This is a genomic window from Rhizobium sp. IY2, assembly GCF_047532935.1.
GTDB classification, from domain to species: domain Bacteria; phylum Pseudomonadota; class Alphaproteobacteria; order Rhizobiales; family Rhizobiaceae; genus Rhizobium; species Rhizobium anhuiense.
Genome location: NZ_JBLKNU010000013.1, coordinates 1 through 16,273, shown reverse-complemented (window position 1 = coordinate 16,273; position 16,273 = coordinate 1). Strand labels below are relative to the sequence as shown.

Below are 16,273 nucleotides of genomic sequence, written 5' to 3'. Positions count from 1 at the left end.
GCCGTATCGGACGGAATTTCGGCAGGCCAACGCTGATGCCTGCACCAATCAAGGTTTCACTGAGCGCCGAGACTATCTCGCATGGCCCCGGGCGGTTGAGCGCGACCATATTGCCGCGGCGAGCATCCCATCACTCTCTTGAAAGCAGTGCTGAATGCGCTTTCGGATTCATAGCCGAGCGACAGGGCGACACCGGCGATTGCTTCAGCCGAGTTCGTCAATCGGTCACCTGCGAGAAGCATGCGCCAGCGCGTCAAATAATCCATCGGGGCAAGCCCGACCTTTTCCTTGAAGTGAAGAGCAAAACTCGACCGGGACATCGAGGCCCGTTCAGCCAGCGACTGCAAGGTCCACTTGCGGGCCGGATCGGCGTGCACCGCACGGATAGCCGCACCGATCCGCCGGTCGGCAAGCGCGAAAAGCCAGCCGACGCCGCGCGCATTCGGCGATGCGATATGGAGGCGCAATACCTGCATGAGCATGACATGAGCAAAATGCTCCGCCATCAGAAAGCCACCCGGCTGCTGGTCACGCAATTCGCGCGTCATCCGATCGAGACACCAGCGCAGCACGGCGGCGTGATCGGAATCCTTCTTCACATGGACGATCGGCGGCAGGATTCCGAGAAGGATGTCCGAATTTCCCCCCGAAAAGGAAAAACGGCTGCCGATCAGGAAGAAATCGCCGCCGCCGCCGCAAGTCGCAATCCCATCGCGGGCGATCGAATAGATCGCGTCGGACGGGATCGCTTCGAGAGTCGGATCGCTGGCGAGACGAAAGGCTCGGCGGCTCGTCAGCAGAAAGCAGTCGCTTTCCTCGAGGCGGACAGCTTCGGGGACGCCATCGACGCTCAGCCAGCACGCGCCTGACATCACCGCGTTGAACTTGATGCCATCAGGGGGCGGAAAATCGATCGCCCACGCACCGCCAGCGTCAAGCCCAGCGGAAACATAGCTGCGCGGTTTGAGCAGTGCGAGAACATCGGATAATGGGTCCATAAGAAATCCGGACGATGGCGAAGAGATGACGGACTTTAGCGCATAGATCGTCTGGAGGCCACGCCTTATTCTCGCGGTCGTCGTGCCGAGCGACGGCAACACGGAACAAGGGTAGTTATCATGAATGACAAACAAGTCCCCATCGGCTCCGGATTTGGAGCCTACACGACTGCCGACGAGGTTCTGGCCGGTCTCGATCTTTCCGGCAAGCGCGCCATCGTCACCGGTGGCCATTCCGGCCTCGGGCTCGAGACCACACGGGCTCTGGCGGGCGCGGGCGCTAAGGTGATCATCGGCGCAAGGAGCATCGAGGCGGCGCGCAGCGCGGTCGCCGGCATCGATGGCGTAGAGATTGATCGGATCGACCTTTCCGACCTCGAAAGCGTTCGCGTCTTTGCCGAGCAGTTCGTCGCGTCTGGCCGCAGCATCGATATGGTGATCAACAGCGCCGGCATCATGGCCTGCCCGGAAACGCGCGTCGGCGACGGATGGGAGGCACAATTCGCGACCAACCATCTCGGCCATTTTGCCTTGGTCAATCGCCTTTGGCCGGCAATCTCGCGCGGCGCTCGCATCGTTTCGGTTTCCTCCGGGGGCCATCGCAACTCCGCCATACGATGGGAGGATATGCAATTCGAGACCGGTTACGACAAATGGCGGGCCTACGGCCAGTCGAAGACTGCCAACGCACTTTTCGCCGTGCATCTGGACAGGCTCGGGCGCGACAGCGGCATCCGCGCCTTCTCGCTGCACCCGGGCAAGATTTTTACCCCCTTGCAGCGCCATCTCGCAAAGGAGGAAATGGTCAGTGCCGGCTGGATCGATGCGGACGGCAATCCGATGGATCCGACGTTCAAGACGCCATCCCAGGGGGCCGCCACGCAGGTCTGGGCGGCGACCTCGCCGCAACTCGACGGTATGGGAGGCCTCTATTGCGAGGACTGCGATATCGCCATCCGCGCAACGGATGGAGAACCCGGCGGTGTCAGCGACCATGCAGCCGATCCAAAGGAGGCAGCGCGCCTATGGATCCTGTCGGCAAGGTTGACCGGCATTGACGCTTTCGCGGCGGCCCGAAGCCATAGCTCGCGGCAAACCCTCGTCAATGCGTGCTGAGACGCTGCCGATTGTCTTGCCGTCCTCGTGGCTCACCCGGGCCTGCTCGGGTGAAAGCCCGATCAACTCGATCCGCAGCGCCTCGCCGGGGCGGATGTTGCCGGAAAAGAGATCCCGCGGTGGATGACGGCTGACGTGCCAGATTGTATTTGCGCAAATAGCAGTCAAATCCGGCGACAATCCGTCATTAAAACGTATCAAGGAGTGCGCAAAAGCTGCGCCATACCGGCCAGCGTCGCTTCCCCAACTTGGCGCGCGACATTTTTCGTGACAGCGGCATTGTGCAACAATATACCGTCAATCTCATCAGGAATCAGACTGACACGGATCACGACATGAAAGACTGGCATCCCGATCTCAGCCGCAGCAGCAGTCCTCGTTATATGGCGATCGCCGACGTGATCGAAATGGATTTGCGCAGCGGGCATCTGGTGGTTGGGGACCGGCTGCCGCCGCAACGTGAACTCGCCAAGCGGCTGAATGTCGATTTCACGACGGTAGCCAGAGGTTATGTCGAGGCGCAGAAGCGCGGGCTGGTGGATTCGCATGTCGGCCGCGGCACCTTCGTCACCGGTGGCGCCGACAAGGAGCGCCAGGGTTTTGCGCCCGACGCCGCGCCCGATCCCCGCCGCGCCTCCGTCGTCGATTTCTCGATGAACATGCCGCCGGAGCCGGATGACCCGGAACTGATTGCCCGCATGCGCGAGGGCATGTCGGCAGTAGTGGCGAGCCTCATTCCGCTGCTGCGCTATCAGGGTTTCGGCGGCTCCAGCATGGACAAGGAGGCTGCAGCCTCCTGGCTCAGCCGTCGCGGGCTGGTGCCGTCGCAGGAGCGGATCTTCGTCACGCCAGGCGCCCATCCGGCCCTGCTGGCGATTTTTGGTCTGCTGGCAAAACCCGGCGAAACCGTGCTTTCGGAAGTCATCACCTATCCCGGCATGCGCTCGATCGCCGCCCAGCTGCGGCTCAATCTGACCGGCCTGCCGATGGACGAGGACGGTATCCTGCCCGACGCCTTTGCCGAGGCCTGCGAGAGATTGAAGCCGAAGGCGCTTTATCTCAATCCGACGCTGCAGAACCCGACGACGCTGACCATCCCGGTCAGGCGGCGCGAGGAAATCTGCGCCGTTGCCCGCAAATATCACGTGCCGATTGTCGAAGACGATGCCTACGGCTTCATTCCGCAGCAAGGTCCGGCGCCGCTCGCGGCAACAGCGCCTGATCTGACCTGGCATATTGGCGGACTGGCAAAATGCATCGGTGCGGGCCTGCGCCTTGCCTATGTCGTGGCGCCCGACAGCAAGGCCGTATGGCCCTTCGTCAGCGCGATGCGCGCCAACAACGTCATGGCCTCGCCGCTGACCGTGGCGCTCGCCACCCGCTGGATCGAGGATGGCACCGCCGATACGATCCTGCGCTTCATCCGTGCCGAGGCCGCCGCCCGCCAGCAGATGGTCGCCACCATCCTGCCTGCCGGCAGCTACCGCGCCGATCCGATCAGTTTCAACATCTGGCTGCCGCTTTCCAACGGCTGGACCCGCTCCACCTTCGGCAGCCATACCCGCTCCTCCGGCATCGGCGTCGTCGCAAGCGATGCCTTCACGGTGGAGGGCACGGCGCCCGAGGCGGTGCGCGTCTGCCTCGGCGGACCGATCACCCGGGAGAAGTTGCAGGGCGCGCTGGAATTCATGGCCCATGCGCTGGAAGGCCCGCCCGAGATGGCGGCCTCGTTCTTCTGACGTTCAAGCGTTGCGGCTGAACCTACCGGGCGCATCCGAAAGCCGGAAGGGTCACCCATCAAATCCGCCGCGACTCGAACCGTTCGGGATGGCCGAATGCGGCCGCCGCATTCGGTGCGCTCCCGTTATGGCGCCGCTTTGATCTCCATTTTCATGTTTGCCGTTGATCAGCCCCGGCCAGCCGGCAGGAAACCTGCGGCATTCTGACGAGTTGACTGGTAATGCATTTGCAATGTAACTATATTGAATGCATTCAATGTGCGGAATTGATGGAATCAATGTTCCGCGCCAGATAGGACGAGGTCATCATGGACACCGAATATCCGCCACTTCCTCCGATACAGACCGGCATCAGGGGACGCTGCCCGCGTTGCGGCGAGGGGCATATGTTCAACGGCTTTCTGACGCTGCAGCCGCAATGCGAGGTCTGCGGCCTCGATTATTCCTTTGCCGATCCGGCTGACGGCCCGGCCTTCTTCGTCATCTGCTTCGCCTGCATTCCGAGCGTGCTGCTTGGCGTCTGGCTGGAGGTGGCCTTTTCGGCGCCGATCTGGGTGCAGCTTCTGGTCACCGGCCCCTTCATGCTCGCCACCTGCATTCCGCCGCTGCGGCCACTGAAGGGCTGGCTGGTCGCCAGCCAGTATTTCTACAAGGCGGAGGAGGGCAAGCTCGCCTGAGACTTGTTCAGCGTCGCGCGCAGCCGCGGCGTTGCGAAATCGAGCAGCGCCCGCAATTTCAGCGGCACCAGCCCCTGCGCGGGATAGACGAGATGCACCGGCGCCGGCGGCGGTTCGAAATCCTGGAGCAGCGGCACCAGCAGCCCGGCCATTTCGGCGCGTGCGGCCTGGTAGGAGAGCACGCGGGTGATGCCGAGACCGGCGACGGCCGCATCGACCGCGGCTTCGGCGGTGTTGACGGCAAGCCGCGAATGGATCGGCACGGTGAGATCGCGTTTCCCTTCAGTGAAGGTCCAGCTCAGCGCCGAGGCCATGCCCTCGAAGGTGACGCAGTCATGCGAGACGAGATCGCCTGGATGCCGGGGCAGGGCGTGCCGCAAGAGATAATCGGGGCTGGCATAGACCGTGCGGCGGATCGCGCCGAGCCTTGTGGCGATCAGGTTGCTGTCCGGCAGGTTGCCGATCCGGAGCGCCACGTCGATATGATCCTCGACGAGGTTCGACAGCCTGTCGCCGAGCATCAGCTGCAGATTGATATCGGGATAGGCTTTCAGGAAATCCACCACGACGGGCAGGACATGCAGTCGCCCGAAGACGATCGGCGCGGTCATCGTCAACTCGCCTTTCGGCGCACTGTATTCGCCGGCAGCAGTCCGTTCCGCTTCTTCCACCCGGTCGAGAATTTCCCGCGCCGCCTCGACATAGGAGCGGCCCGCTTCTGTCAGCGTGATCTTCCGGTTGCTTCTCTGCAGTAGCTGGGCGTTGAGATGGGCTTCCAGGTCCGAAACCTTGCGACTGACGGTTGCGAGCGGGGATCGCAGATGCCGTGAGGCGGCCGACAGGCTGCCCTGTTCGACAACGGCGAGAAGCACGGTCATGGCGTCGAGGCGGTCCATCCTATCCTTCCATGAATTGGGAGTATGCCTTCCAGATTAGCATTCTACTGTAGTCAGATGGAAGGCAGTAAATTGGCCGCAGATGGTTTCGAAACGGCCATCGCAATCGCGTCCCGTCGATCAGGAAGACCAAAGGAACCATCATGAAACTCTACCATCACCCGCTTTCCGGCCATTCGCACCGGGTCCATTTGTTCCTGTCGCTGCTTGGCGTACCCTATGAACTGGTCGAGGTCGACATGGCGGCGGGCGCCCACAAGGCGCCGGGCTTCCTGAAGCTCAATCCCTTTGGCCAGGTGCCGGTCCTTGACGACAATGGCACGGTCATTGCCGATTCCTCTGCCATTCTCGTCTATCTCGCACGCAAATACGGCCGCACTGACTGGCTGCCGGAAGAGGCGGTGGCCGCGGCGCGGATACAGAAATGGCTCTCGGTTGCGGCAGGCGAGATCGCCTACGGGCCATGTGCTGCACGCCTGGTCACCGTCTTCGGCGCCGACTTCCGCACCGACGAGGTGATCGCCCGGGCGCATCGCATTCTGGCGCTGATCGAGGCGGAACTCGACGGCCGCAATTTCCTGCTCGGCGGCAATCCCGTGATCGCGGACATCGCGCTCTACAGCTACATTGCCAATGCGCCGGAGGGCAATGTCGATATCTCGGCCTATCCAAACGTCCGTGCCTGGCTTGCGCGCATCGAGGCGCTGCCGGGCTTCGTCGGCTTTCGCAAGACCAAGATCGGCCTTGCCGCATAAGATCCTCCGGGGCGGATCACCGTCCCGGTTTCCCGAACCATGCCCGCAAGGAGACCCGTGATGCTGGAGCAGACAAGACAGGACGCGCCGTCACCCTGGCATGAAGGTGAACTCGCCATGCAGCGCAGCGTCGGCGTCGTCGAGCGCATGGACGGGCCGGGACGCAATTTCCTCCGCAAGGCCATGCCGGAGCAGCACCGCGCCTTCTTTCCGATGCTGCCCTTTATCGTGCTCGGCGCGGTCGATGCCAAGGGCGAGGTCTGGGCGACGGTGCGGGCCGGCCACCCGGGTTTCTTGGTCTCGCCGGAGCCGGAGATCCTTGATGTCAGCCTGGCGCGCGACCCGGCCGATCCTGCCGACGCCGGCATGGAGGATGGCGATGCGATCGCGATGCTCGGCATCCAGCTCGAGACCCGGCGGCGCAATCGGCTGAACGGTGTGATCCGCAGGGCGGATGCCGGAACTTTCCACGTGCGCGTCGGCCAGAGTTTCGGCAATTGCCCGCAATATATCCAGCCTCGCTCTTCCGCCTTTGTCCGCGATCCCGATCTGGCCACAGCGATACCGCCGCTTCATTCCGGCGAGCTCGACGATCGGGCGCGGCGGATGGTCGAGGGAGCCGATACGTTCTTTGTCGCCTCCTATGTCGATCGCAACAATGGTGAACGGCAGGTGGACGTGTCGCATCGCGGCGGCTACGCCGGCTTTATCGATGTCGGCGCCGATGGCGTGCTGACCATTCCCGATTTTCCCGGCAATCGGTTCTTCAACACGCTCGGCAATTTCCTCGTCAATCCGAAGGCGGGGTTGGCCTTCGTCGATTTCGCAACCGGCGACATGCTGCAGATGACGGGAAGAGCCGAGGTGCTGCTGGAGTCCCCTGAGATTACCGCCTTTCCACGGGCGGAACGGCTGTGGCGTTTCACCCCCGAAGCGGTCGTGTTCCGCCCGGATGCCCTGCCGCTGCGCTGGAGCCTGCCTCGCGACCTATGAGGGGAAACACCGTTTCGCCCCACCTTGCCAATCATTGTACCGATCGGTACAATGAAACCATTCAGTACCGGAGAGCTCCTTGTCCAGGAGAACCCCTTGTCCAGGAGAACCTATGTCCAGCCTCGTCCCGCCCTTCACCCTTGAGACCGCCACCCAGAAAGTCCGTCTCGCCGAGGACGGCTGGAACAGCCGTGATCCCGAGCGCGTCTCGCTTGTCTACACGCCGGACAGCCGCTGGCGGAACCGCGCCGAGTTCATCACCGGCCGCGCCGAGATCGTCGCCTTCCTCACCCGCAAATGGGCAAAGGAGCTGGATTACCGGCTGATCAAGGAGATATGGGCCTTCACCGATCATCGCATCGCCGTGCGCTTTGCCTATGAATGGCATGACGACAGCGGCAACTGGTTCCGCTCCTATGGCAACGAGAACTGGGAGTTCGACGCCGCCGGCCTGATGCAGCGCCGCTTCGCCTGCATCAACGATCTGCCGATCCGGGAATCGGAACGCAAATATCATTGGCCGCTCGGCCGACGGCCGGACGACCATCCGGGCCTGAGCGAACTCGGTCTCTAGAGCGAACCAGGAAAGCCCGCCGGTGAAGACCCTCTACGAACGCGCCGACATCGTACCGCTGCTCGCCGAAATCTTCCGCGAGCTCGGCTATGAGGGCACGTCGCTCAGCCGCATCACCGAACGCACCGGCATCGGCAAGGGAAGCCTTTATCACTTCTTTCCCGGCGGCAAGGAGGAGATGGCGGGCGCCGTGCTCACCGAGGTCGATGCCTGGTTCGAACATGCGATCTATCGGCCGCTGAGAGAGGACGACGCCCATCAGGCGATCGCGGCGATGTGGGCGAATGTGAACGATTATTTCCGCTCCGGCCGCCGCATCTGCCTCGTCGGCGCCTTTGCGCTTGATGAGACCCGGGAACGGTTTTCAGCAGCGATCGGCAACTATTTCATCCGCTGGGTCGGCGCCTTGCGCTCGGCGCTGATGCGGGCAGGCTGTCCGGAGGAGGAGGCGTTGGCGCTCGCCGAGGAGGCCGTCGCGGGCATTCAAGGCGCGCTGGTGCTGTCGCGCGCGCTTGATGATACAGCAGTTTTCACCCGATCGCTGGAAACGCTGGCGAAACGGCTTGATGCTGTGCTGTGATGAGTCAGGCCATCGGGACGTTATGGCAACTGTGAAAATTCGCCCGGCCACGATTGACTGGCCGGGGCATTGATCGGGCGCGGGTGGCGCTCGAGCTTACATCGGTATCGCTTTGCGTATATCAGCGTTGTTGTTGAGGCTGTTGGGCCGGGCGCGTATTTTCCCGTTCAGGGCGAATCTGGCGCCATTCGTTTTCCATCTGGTCGACAACGTGCTGGGGAATGGTGGTCGGGGCATTGGCGGGCATCTGCATCGGAAGTCTCCTCTTTTCGTGGTAAGGCTTCAGGGCAAGAAGATGCATTGCACAAGACAAAAGGTGTGTAAATCAGTGGCTTAAACACTTTAAACGATTAAATAGATTTTAATCGATTAAGACGGTTTTAACCATGAAATTTATGGGAAGCGCGGAATGGTTGTCCACATGGATCGAGCCTTCTTTTTCGATACTGTGCGGCGCGAACTCTTCAAGGGAGAGCTGACGCAGCCTCAGGTAGTGGGCATCACGGCGATTCTCGACGCCTGGGAAAGGCGGTTTGCCGATGCCGACTGGCGCTGGCTTGCCTATATCCTCGCAACCGCTTACCACGAGACCGCCTACACGATGCAGCCGGTCCGGGAGACGCTGGCCGAAAGCGATGGGCGCGCAGTCGAAATCCTGGAGACGGCCTTTGCCGCCGGCCGGCTTTCCTGGGTAAAGACGCCCTATTGGCGGCCGGATGAGGGTGGCCGCAGCTGGCTCGGTCGCGGCCTGGTGCAACTCACCCATAAGCGGAATTATCAGGCGATGAGCGTGCTGACCGGTATCGACCTCGTTGCCGATCCCGACCGCGCGATGGAGATGGACGCGGCAGTGACGATCCTGATCGAAGGCATGCTGCAGGGCAGTTTTACCGGCCACAAGCTTGCCGATCACCTGAACGCGACGACCGCTGACTGGGTGAATGCGCGCCGCATCGTCAATGGTACCGACCGGGCGGAAAAGCTCGCAGCCTATGCCATGGCCTTCGATGCGGCGATACGTCCCGATGCTGCGCATGGCATGCGCGCGCGGTTGAAGGCCTGGGGCGCGCGTGTTATCGCCCGGCTGAGATCTGGAGCGCCGCGCGTCTGATAGGATGCGCCAAGGTCGCTGCATCATTTTGACAAATCTGACAGGAGCTTGCGCGTGATCCGCCATATCGTCTTCTTCACCGTGCAGGAGGAACATCTGCAGGAGGTGAGGGCCGGGCTTTCCATACTGACCGGCATTCCGCATGCGCGGCTTTTGGAAATCGGCACCAATGTGAAGACCGATCAGCTGGGCACCGAGATCGATCTCGTGGTCTACGGCGAATTCGACGACGAGGCGGCCCTTGCCGCCTACAAGGCCCATCCCGATTATCAGCTCTCGATCGATCGCGTGCGGCCGCTCCGGGAAAAGCGCATTGCCGCCGACTACGACAGCCGCACGGCGGTGACGCGGCCGCTCTGATTTCCCCAGGCAGCCGGCGGCCGAGCCACATTTCGTTGAAATTTCAAGTGGATGAGAAGCCATCCGGATTCGCATCGCCCTGAATCTGAATCAACTTCTGAGCCACCGGATTCAATTTTCGAAAAGGCGACGGCAACCGATTCAAAAGATTCGCCAAAAGCGGCGGCCGGTTCATCGCCAGATCGCTGCAGCGGTCGCGTTGGGTGGACGCAAAGGTGCTCTCGTCCCGATGTCGATGATAATCAAGACAGATTAAGAATGGCTGATTTTACGGGCTGGGCTCTCACGGAGCGACCGGACTTGGCTGCGATGCGTGGGCGCCGCGCACCAGCCCCATCAGCATCAATATGAAGGCCAGTGACAATGCCGCGAGAGCGGCGCAGGCAAAAAGGGCCGGGCCGGTGCCGGCGCGGTCGAGGATGGCGGTGAAGACGACGGGGGCGATGGCATTGGCGAGGTTTTGCGGCAGCGACAGCCGGGCCGATTGCAGGCCATATTCGCCCGGCGAGAACAGCGCCAGCGGTAGAAGCGCGCGGGCGACGGTCATGACGCCGGCGCCGAAGCCGTAGAGCAGCACGAAGGTGATGAGCAGCGGCGCCGACGGACTGGCGACCAGCATCGTCAGGAAACTGATCAGCATCAGCCCGATGCCCATGACAGCGCTGAGCATGGGATTGCCGCGCCGGCCGAGCAGCATGTCGAGGAAACGCGCCGAGATGCCGAGAACGCCGCGCGCTGAGCCGAGTTGTAGCGCGAAGGCCGGTGAGGCGCCGGACTGGCGGAAGATTTCGAGCAGCGATGGCGAGATGCCGAAGGTGATGAAGGTCGTGATCGTCGTCGCCGCGGCAATCAGCAGGAAGGCCTTGCGCCGCGCCGCCCTGGTGAGCGGCACCGGAGCGATTTCGGCCGTGCTGCCTTCGGCCTGCGCTACGATCGGTTTCGGCAGGGCGAAAAGATGCAGCGGCAGGCAGACGAAGAATTGCAGCGCCGCGCAGACGAGAAAGGTGAGCCGCCAGCCGACCGCCTCGTTGAGCAGGCTGAGGATCGGCCAGAAGATGGCGCTCGATAGTCCGGTGAACAGCATCAGGATGGCGATGACGCGTTTGCCGTTTACCCCTTCGCGCTCGACGACGGCGGTATAGGCCGGCGCCGACAGGCCGAACGCGCCGCCGATGCCGATGACGACCCAGGCGCTGGCGTAGAGCACGATGCCGTTTGCGGCGGCAAGCAGCAGCAGGCCAAGCGCAAAGGTCAGCGAGGCGGCCGAAAGCACGCGGGCGGCGCCGTAGCGCCCGAGCCAGCGGCCGGTCACGGGGCCGGCAATGGCGCTGACCATCATCATGATCGTCAGGCCGGCAAACGCCACCTCGTTCGGCAGGCCGAGAGCAGGCGCCACGACGCGGCCCATGACACCCAGCATGTCGAATGTTGTGCCCCAGCCGATCAGCTGGGTAACGGCAAGCACGGTGACCGTCTGCGCCGAGCGGAAGCGGGAGGATTTGGGCATTGGTGCTGAGCGGCCTGAAATGGGGAGCAGCAAGGACATAACAGTTTCAACCAGTCGGCGAAAGCGGCGATCGGCATTCCGTCGCGCCATCTGCGCCTTTCCCCGATCGGGCGAAAAGATGGAATGATGAGATGAATGACACGAAACATCGGTACAATTTCAGGACGACCCGTTGCGGGCTGAAGCGCGCGGACATCGGCCGGTCTATACGGCTGCGGTCGGCCGGAATCGGAACGGCGTGGCCGATTCGCAGACAATGGCCGTGGGGTGGGGCCTGCCGGCTCCACGCCTTTGCGGGAGGTGATGAAGAATGCGTGGATACCAAGGCCGGAGGGCATCATTTTCAAGCGCCGGGCAAGGCCGTCGGAGCTTGCCGCGGCGGTGGTTTCCAGGCGCTGAAACCGGCTGTCCCGAACAGTCGAGTACAGTTCTAAACGCCCTGCATTACAGCGCATTCATTTGCCATTCAGGTCGCGTGAGTACATATTCGGGACAAGTTGGCATTACCTTGAAAGCATAACACATGGCCTTTCCTCTGAGCGTCGCAGCATTGGCCGCCGGACTGGTGGTATCGGCGCCCTCATCGGACGCCACGAGCACCCTTGTCCTGCGCGTGGCAGGCGATTGCAGCGCCGCCGCAGCCCAGGTCGTCGAGCAGACGGGCGGCCAGCTCCTGTCCGTGCAACCGGTGGGCGATACCTGCATCATCACCGTTCTTGTGCAGGGCAATGGGCAGCGTCCACGCAAAGTGACGGTAAAGGTTCCGATGTAAGCGGAATCGGCTTATTCAGGACATTGATGATTTCAAGCGGACGAAGGCGGACCGATGCGCATCCTGGTAGTCGAAGACGACGTTAATCTGAACCGGCAGCTGGCCGACACGCTGAAGGAGGCGGGCTATGTCGTCGACCAGGCGTTCGACGGCGAGGAGGGCCATTTCCTCGGCGACACCGAACCCTATGACGCCATCATCCTTGATATCGGCCTGCCGGAGATGGACGGGGTCACCGTTCTGGAAAAATGGCGCGGCGCCGGCCGCGGCGTGCCGGTGCTGATCCTGACGGCGCGCGACCGCTGGAGCGACAAGGTCGCCGGCATCGACGCCGGCGCCGACGACTACGTCACCAAGCCCTTCCATGTCGAGGAAGTGCTGGCCCGCATTCGGGCGCTGATCCGGCGTGCGGCCGGGCATTCCTCATCCGAGATCATCTGCGGCCCGGTGCGGCTCGATACCAAATCCTCGAAGGCGACGGTCAACGGCACGACGCTGAAGCTGACCTCGCACGAATATCGCCTGCTCGCCTATCTCATGCATCACATGGGCGAGGTCGTCTCGCGCACCGAGCTGGTCGAGCACATGTACGACCAGGATTTCGACCGCGATTCCAACACGATCGAAGTCTTCGTCGGCCGCCTGCGCAAGAAAATGGGCGTCGACCTGATCGAAACGGTGCGCGGTCTCGGCTACCGCATCCAAGCGCCGAAACATGCGAATTAAGTCGCTCACCGCACGTGTGTTGCTGCTGACCACGGTCTGGTCGACGGTGGCGCTCGTCGTGATCGGCCTGTTGATCTCCACCCTTTACCGCAAGAGCGCCGAACGCGGTTTTCAGGATCTGTTGCGGGCGCAGCTTTATAACGTCATCAATTCGGTGACGATTGGCGATCAGGGCGCGCTCAGCGGCAGCCCGCAGCTCGGCGATTTGCGTTTTGCCCAGCCGAAGACCGGCTGGTACTGGGTGGTGGAACCGCTTGGCACCTATACCACAGCACCGCTGGTGTCGCCGTCACTCGGCTCTGCGCTCATTCCGGTTCCCTCGGTGGTCGAAGCGCCCTTCGACAAGAATTACGAGCGCTACTACCAGGTGACGGATGCCTCCGGAAACCGCGTGCAGGTGGCCGAAACCGAAGTCGTGCTCGATACCGATGGGCGCGCCGCGCGCGTCCGCGTCACCGGCAATGTCGATGTCGTCGAGGACGACGTGCGCACCTTTTCCCATAGCCTCTATCTGGCGCTTGCCGGTTTCGGCGTCGGCAGCCTGATCGTCAACGCGCTGGCGATTCTCTACGGCCTGAAGCCGCTCGACAAGGCACGCGCCGCACTGGAGCGCATCCGTGCCGGCGAGAGCGAGCAGCTGAAAGGCGACTTCCCGCGCGAGATCCTGCCGCTCGCCAACGAGGTGAACGCGCTGATCGACAGCAACCGCCGCATCGTCGAGCGGGCCCGCATGCAGGTCGGCAATCTCGCCCATTCGCTGAAGACGCCGATCGCCGTGCTCTTGAACGAGGCGCGTGTCTTGGAAAAATCCCATGGCGAGCTGGTGCGCAGCCAGGCGGAATCGATGCAGGGGCAGGTGCAGTCCTATCTCAATCGGGCGCGCATCGCCGCGCAGCGCGAATCCGTGCTCGCCCGCACCGATGCCGAGCCGGCGCTGGAGCGGCTGGTGCGCGTTATGCGCCGGCTGAACGTCGATACCGAATTCGATCTCGTCGTCTCGCCGCCGCATCTGGCCGTCGCGATGGAGCAGCAGGATCTCGAGGAGACGGTCGGCAATCTCCTGGAGAATGCGGCGCGTTTTGCCAAAAGCAGGGTGCGGCTTTCGGCCGTCGAGGCCGGCGACGACGTCAAGGGAGCGGAGGCCAGCGCACGCCGCCACTGGGTGGAGCTCGCCGTCGAGGATGACGGGCCGGGCCTGGAGCCGGACCAGATCCGCGAGGCGCTGAAGCGCGGCCGCCGGCTCGACGAGAGCAAGCCCGGAACCGGGCTCGGGCTTTCGATCGTCACCGAGATTTCCAGCGAGTATCAGGGACGGCTCGAGCTTTCCCGCGGCGAATGGGGTGGGTTGAAGGCGAAGCTTATCCTGCCCGGCATCACAAAGGATGTTGCATGAGCAACTACTTGATGTCACAAAGATACTGGCAAATGTATAGCATGCTTTGCCTTAATGCTGACACGGGGACGCTGCACTTCGATCGGCTGAAATTGACCCCTGATCGTGGTTCGACGCAATGATTTTACGCTCGCAAGGCATGATCGTTTCCGCTCTTCTCGTCGCCGTCGCGCTGTCCGGCTGCACGACGACGAAGAGCGCTGCTTCGCGCGGCATTTTTTCAGGCAAACCCCCGGCATCGGCCACCTTCATCACCGCGCTGCAGGGCGGCATCGTCGGCCGCAGCGGGGTGAACTTGAACGATAGCGACAAGCAGCGGGCGCTCGAGGCGGAATATCGGGCGCTGGAAGGCGCCGCCGTCGGCCAACCGGTGCTGTGGACAGGCAAGGATGTCACCGGCAAGGTCGTCGCGGCCGCACCCTATCAGGTCGGTTCGCAGAACTGCCGGCAATATACCCATACGCTGACCGTCGACGGCAAGGACACCGTGGCGCGAGGCGCTGCCTGCCGCAACGAGGACGGCAGCTGGTCGCCGCTCTGAATTGCGGCTTATAGCCTCAAATCTTCGTCATTCCGGCTTTGGCAGTTGGAATGAAGGCGCGCTTCACGTATTTGGGCCGGTATGCTGTTCTGGATTCTCGTTGCCGTTTTGACGGCAGTCGTCGCCGTCATCCTGCTCTACCCCCTTCTGCGCGGAGCGAAGGCGGCGGAAAATATCCGTGCGGGCGAGGCGGCAGTCTATCGCGACCAGCTGCGTGAACTCGACCGGGATCTCAGTGGCGGGCTGATCACCCCGGAGGAGGCAGACTACGCCAGGGCGGAAATCGGCCGCCGGCTGATCGCCGTCTCTGCCGACGAACCGGTTGAGACGCCGAAACCCGCACGGCATCACCGTTTCACCGAGGCCTGCGTCCTCCTGGTTCTGCCGGTTCTCGGGCTCTGTCTTTACTTGGCGACGGGCAGGCCGGACCTGCCCTCGCAGCCGCTGGAAGCGCGGCTGGAAAACCCCGGCAACGATGTGGCGGTGCTGATCACCAAGGCCGAACGGCACCTGGCCGAGAAGCCCGATGACGGCAAGGGCTGGGACGTGCTGGCGCCGATCTATTTCCGCACGATGCGCGTCAACGATGCGCAAGTGGCCTACCGCAATGCCATCCGGCTTCTCGGCCCGAGCCCGGTCCGGCTCGACGGCCTTGCCGAGACGCTGATGGCGGTCTCCGACGGCGTGGTGACGGAGGAGGCGCGCCAGGTGCTGGAACAGTCGCTGACGCTGGAGCCTGACAATCCGCGCGCCCGCTTCTACATCGCTCTCAGCAGCGAGCAGGCGGGACGGCGCGACGAGGCGCGCCAGGCCTTCGAGGCGCTGGCGAAGCAATCGCCGCCCGATGCGCCGTGGCTGCCGCTGGTCAACCAACACATCGCCATGAATGGCGCCAATTCGGCTGCCCCGGGCGCCAATTCGGCTGCCCCGGGCGCCAATTCGGCTGCCCCGGGCGCCAATTCGGCTGCCCCGGGCAATCCCACGCAGCAGGATGTTGCAGCCGCCGAGACCATGAACGCCGGCGACCGGCAACAGATGATCCGCGGCATGGTCGAAAGCCTCGATGCCAAGCTCAGCGCGGATCCGAACAATTTCGAGGGATGGATGCGGCTCGTCCGCTCTTACGCCGTATTGAACGATAGGGATCGTGCTGCCGGCGCCCTGAAGCGCGGGCTTGCGGCCTTTCCGCCGGCCGGCGAACAGGGCAGGCAATTGCTGGCGCTTGCCCGGGAACTCGGCATAGCAACGGAAGGAATGGCGCAATGACGCGCAAGCAGAAGCGCCTGGCGGTGATCGCCGGCGGCATGGGCTTCATTGCCGCCGCCGTGCTGCTGGTGATGTTCGCCTTCAGCCAGTCGGTCGCCTATTTCTACATGCCGGCCGATCTGGCGAAGACGCCGGTGGCGCCGCAAACCCGCATCCGGCTCGGCGGCCTGGTCGGCGAGGGCAGCGTCGTGCGCGGCACCGGCTCGACCGTGGAATTTGCCGTCACCGACGCCAGCGCCAATGCCGTCAAGGTGAGATATACCGGCATC

At 63.1% G+C, this 16,273-nt stretch carries 18 protein-coding genes and 1 pseudogene; 15 read left to right on the top strand and 4 right to left on the bottom strand.

What is annotated here, in order from left to right:
• Positions 1–56: 56 nt before the first annotated feature.
• Positions 57–998, bottom strand: a complete 942-nt coding sequence (locus tag ACMUVN_RS28890; RefSeq protein WP_127430376.1) for an AraC family transcriptional regulator — start codon at positions 996–998, stop codon at positions 57–59.
• A gap of 120 nt (positions 999–1,118) precedes the next feature.
• Here ACMUVN_RS28890 and ACMUVN_RS28885 point away from each other — a divergent pair, with 120 nt between their 5' ends.
• From ACMUVN_RS28885 to ACMUVN_RS28875, 3 genes are all read left to right on the top strand, one after another.
• Positions 1,119–2,114 (top strand): SDR family NAD(P)-dependent oxidoreductase, encoded by a 996-nt coding sequence (locus ACMUVN_RS28885; protein ID WP_414815810.1) that lies wholly within the window; start codon positions 1,119–1,121, stop codon positions 2,112–2,114.
• A 335-nt stretch (positions 2,115–2,449) separates the two neighbouring features.
• The gene (locus ACMUVN_RS28880) at positions 2,450–3,853 is read left to right on the top strand and encodes a PLP-dependent aminotransferase family protein (RefSeq protein WP_127430375.1); all 1,404 of its coding nucleotides are present in this window, start codon (positions 2,450–2,452) and stop codon (positions 3,851–3,853) included.
• 308 nt (positions 3,854–4,161) lie between these two features.
• Positions 4,162–4,530 carry a DUF983 domain-containing protein gene (locus ACMUVN_RS28875; protein ID WP_414815809.1) on the top strand — a complete coding sequence of 123 codons (369 nt, stop codon included), beginning with the start codon at positions 4,162–4,164 and terminating at the stop codon, positions 4,528–4,530.
• Here ACMUVN_RS28875 and ACMUVN_RS28870 read toward each other — a convergent pair.
• On the bottom strand, positions 4,500–5,426 hold the full coding sequence (locus tag ACMUVN_RS28870) for a LysR family transcriptional regulator (protein WP_414815808.1): 927 nt from the start codon (positions 5,424–5,426) through the stop codon (positions 4,500–4,502). The two genes, ACMUVN_RS28875 and ACMUVN_RS28870, sit on opposite strands and share 31 nt — an antisense overlap.
• A gap of 143 nt (positions 5,427–5,569) precedes the next feature.
• Here ACMUVN_RS28870 and ACMUVN_RS28865 point away from each other — a divergent pair, with 143 nt between their 5' ends.
• From ACMUVN_RS28865 to ACMUVN_RS28850, 4 genes are all read left to right on the top strand, one after another.
• Positions 5,570–6,181, top strand: coding sequence for a glutathione S-transferase family protein (locus tag ACMUVN_RS28865; RefSeq protein WP_025554897.1), 612 nt, complete (start codon positions 5,570–5,572; stop codon positions 6,179–6,181).
• 60 nt (positions 6,182–6,241) lie between these two features.
• Entirely contained in the window at positions 6,242–7,174 is a 933-nt protein-coding gene (locus tag ACMUVN_RS28860) for a pyridoxamine 5'-phosphate oxidase family protein (RefSeq protein ID WP_183909371.1), read from the top strand.
• A gap of 112 nt (positions 7,175–7,286) precedes the next feature.
• Complete coding sequence (locus tag ACMUVN_RS28855; protein ID WP_025554821.1) at positions 7,287–7,748, top strand: DUF1348 family protein; 462 nt, start codon at positions 7,287–7,289, stop codon at positions 7,746–7,748.
• 22 nt (positions 7,749–7,770) lie between these two features.
• Positions 7,771–8,328: a TetR family transcriptional regulator gene (locus ACMUVN_RS28850; RefSeq protein WP_168333891.1), complete on the top strand. Its 558-nt coding sequence runs from the start codon at positions 7,771–7,773 to the stop codon at positions 8,326–8,328.
• A gap of 121 nt (positions 8,329–8,449) precedes the next feature.
• On the opposite strand, the gene ACMUVN_RS28845 is transcribed toward ACMUVN_RS28850, so the two are convergent.
• A complete protein-coding gene (locus tag ACMUVN_RS28845) occupies positions 8,450–8,581 on the bottom strand; it encodes a hypothetical protein (RefSeq protein ID WP_280178068.1) in 132 nt (43 codons plus the stop codon).
• A gap of 156 nt (positions 8,582–8,737) precedes the next feature.
• Between ACMUVN_RS28845 and ACMUVN_RS28840 the strand changes: the two genes are divergently transcribed.
• Both ACMUVN_RS28840 and ACMUVN_RS28835 read left to right on the top strand, forming a co-directional pair.
• Positions 8,738–9,439, top strand: a complete 702-nt coding sequence (locus ACMUVN_RS28840; RefSeq protein ID WP_127430372.1) for a hypothetical protein — start codon at positions 8,738–8,740, stop codon at positions 9,437–9,439.
• 54 nt (positions 9,440–9,493) lie between these two features.
• Positions 9,494–9,799, top strand: coding sequence for a Dabb family protein (locus ACMUVN_RS28835; RefSeq protein WP_003546748.1), 306 nt, complete (start codon positions 9,494–9,496; stop codon positions 9,797–9,799).
• Between the two features lie 283 nt (positions 9,800–10,082).
• Here ACMUVN_RS28835 and ACMUVN_RS28830 read toward each other — a convergent pair whose 3' ends face one another.
• A complete protein-coding gene (locus ACMUVN_RS28830) occupies positions 10,083–11,306 on the bottom strand; it encodes an MFS transporter (protein ID WP_414815807.1) in 1,224 nt (407 codons plus the stop codon).
• A 523-nt stretch (positions 11,307–11,829) separates the two neighbouring features.
• Between ACMUVN_RS28830 and ACMUVN_RS28825 the strand changes: the two genes are divergently transcribed.
• The 6 genes and pseudogenes from ACMUVN_RS28825 to ACMUVN_RS28800 all read left to right on the top strand — a co-directional run.
• Complete coding sequence (locus ACMUVN_RS28825; protein WP_025554677.1) at positions 11,830–12,078, top strand: hypothetical protein; 249 nt, start codon at positions 11,830–11,832, stop codon at positions 12,076–12,078.
• A 54-nt stretch (positions 12,079–12,132) separates the two neighbouring features.
• Positions 12,133–12,804, top strand: a complete 672-nt coding sequence (locus tag ACMUVN_RS28820) for a response regulator transcription factor (protein WP_018241306.1) — start codon at positions 12,133–12,135, stop codon at positions 12,802–12,804.
• A complete protein-coding gene (locus ACMUVN_RS28815; protein ID WP_025554680.1) occupies positions 12,794–14,197 on the top strand; it encodes a sensor histidine kinase in 1,404 nt (467 codons plus the stop codon). Before ACMUVN_RS28820 ends, ACMUVN_RS28815 begins: the two co-directional genes overlap by 11 nt.
• A gap of 118 nt (positions 14,198–14,315) precedes the next feature.
• A complete protein-coding gene (locus ACMUVN_RS28810) occupies positions 14,316–14,738 on the top strand; it encodes a membrane protein (RefSeq protein WP_025554682.1) in 423 nt (140 codons plus the stop codon).
• A 50-nt stretch (positions 14,739–14,788) separates the two neighbouring features.
• Positions 14,789–16,004: pseudogene (gene ccmI / locus ACMUVN_RS28805) on the top strand (c-type cytochrome biogenesis protein CcmI).
• Positions 16,001–16,273: cytochrome c maturation protein CcmE (locus ACMUVN_RS28800; RefSeq protein WP_414815447.1), on the top strand; the 273-nt coding region annotated here is incomplete at its 3' end. The pseudogene ccmI and the gene ACMUVN_RS28800, both read left to right, overlap by 4 nt.

What these genes read in the sequence shown, in the direction of transcription:
- ACMUVN_RS28890 (WP_127430376.1), bottom strand. Translation starts at nt 998, where the DNA reads ATGGACCCATTATCCGATGTTCTCGCACTGCTCAAACCGCGCAGCTAT.
- ACMUVN_RS28885 (WP_414815810.1), top strand. Translation starts at nt 1,119, where the DNA reads ATGAATGACAAACAAGTCCCCATCGGCTCCGGATTTGGAGCCTACACG.
- ACMUVN_RS28880 (WP_127430375.1), top strand. Translation starts at nt 2,450, where the DNA reads ATGAAAGACTGGCATCCCGATCTCAGCCGCAGCAGCAGTCCTCGTTAT.
- ACMUVN_RS28875 (WP_414815809.1), top strand. Translation starts at nt 4,162, where the DNA reads ATGGACACCGAATATCCGCCACTTCCTCCGATACAGACCGGCATCAGG.
- ACMUVN_RS28870 (WP_414815808.1), bottom strand. Translation starts at nt 5,426, where the DNA reads ATGGACCGCCTCGACGCCATGACCGTGCTTCTCGCCGTTGTCGAACAG.
- ACMUVN_RS28865 (WP_025554897.1), top strand. Translation starts at nt 5,570, where the DNA reads ATGAAACTCTACCATCACCCGCTTTCCGGCCATTCGCACCGGGTCCAT.
- ACMUVN_RS28860 (WP_183909371.1), top strand. Translation starts at nt 6,242, where the DNA reads ATGCTGGAGCAGACAAGACAGGACGCGCCGTCACCCTGGCATGAAGGT.
- ACMUVN_RS28855 (WP_025554821.1), top strand. Translation starts at nt 7,287, where the DNA reads ATGTCCAGCCTCGTCCCGCCCTTCACCCTTGAGACCGCCACCCAGAAA.
- ACMUVN_RS28845 (WP_280178068.1), bottom strand. Translation starts at nt 8,581, where the DNA reads ATGCAGATGCCCGCCAATGCCCCGACCACCATTCCCCAGCACGTTGTC.
- ACMUVN_RS28840 (WP_127430372.1), top strand. Translation starts at nt 8,738, where the DNA reads ATGGTTGTCCACATGGATCGAGCCTTCTTTTTCGATACTGTGCGGCGC.
- ACMUVN_RS28830 (WP_414815807.1), bottom strand. Translation starts at nt 11,306, where the DNA reads ATGCCCAAATCCTCCCGCTTCCGCTCGGCGCAGACGGTCACCGTGCTT.
- ACMUVN_RS28825 (WP_025554677.1), top strand. Translation starts at nt 11,830, where the DNA reads ATGGCCTTTCCTCTGAGCGTCGCAGCATTGGCCGCCGGACTGGTGGTA.
- ACMUVN_RS28820 (WP_018241306.1), top strand. Translation starts at nt 12,133, where the DNA reads ATGCGCATCCTGGTAGTCGAAGACGACGTTAATCTGAACCGGCAGCTG.
- ACMUVN_RS28815 (WP_025554680.1), top strand. Translation starts at nt 12,794, where the DNA reads ATGCGAATTAAGTCGCTCACCGCACGTGTGTTGCTGCTGACCACGGTC.
- ACMUVN_RS28810 (WP_025554682.1), top strand. Translation starts at nt 14,316, where the DNA reads ATGATTTTACGCTCGCAAGGCATGATCGTTTCCGCTCTTCTCGTCGCC.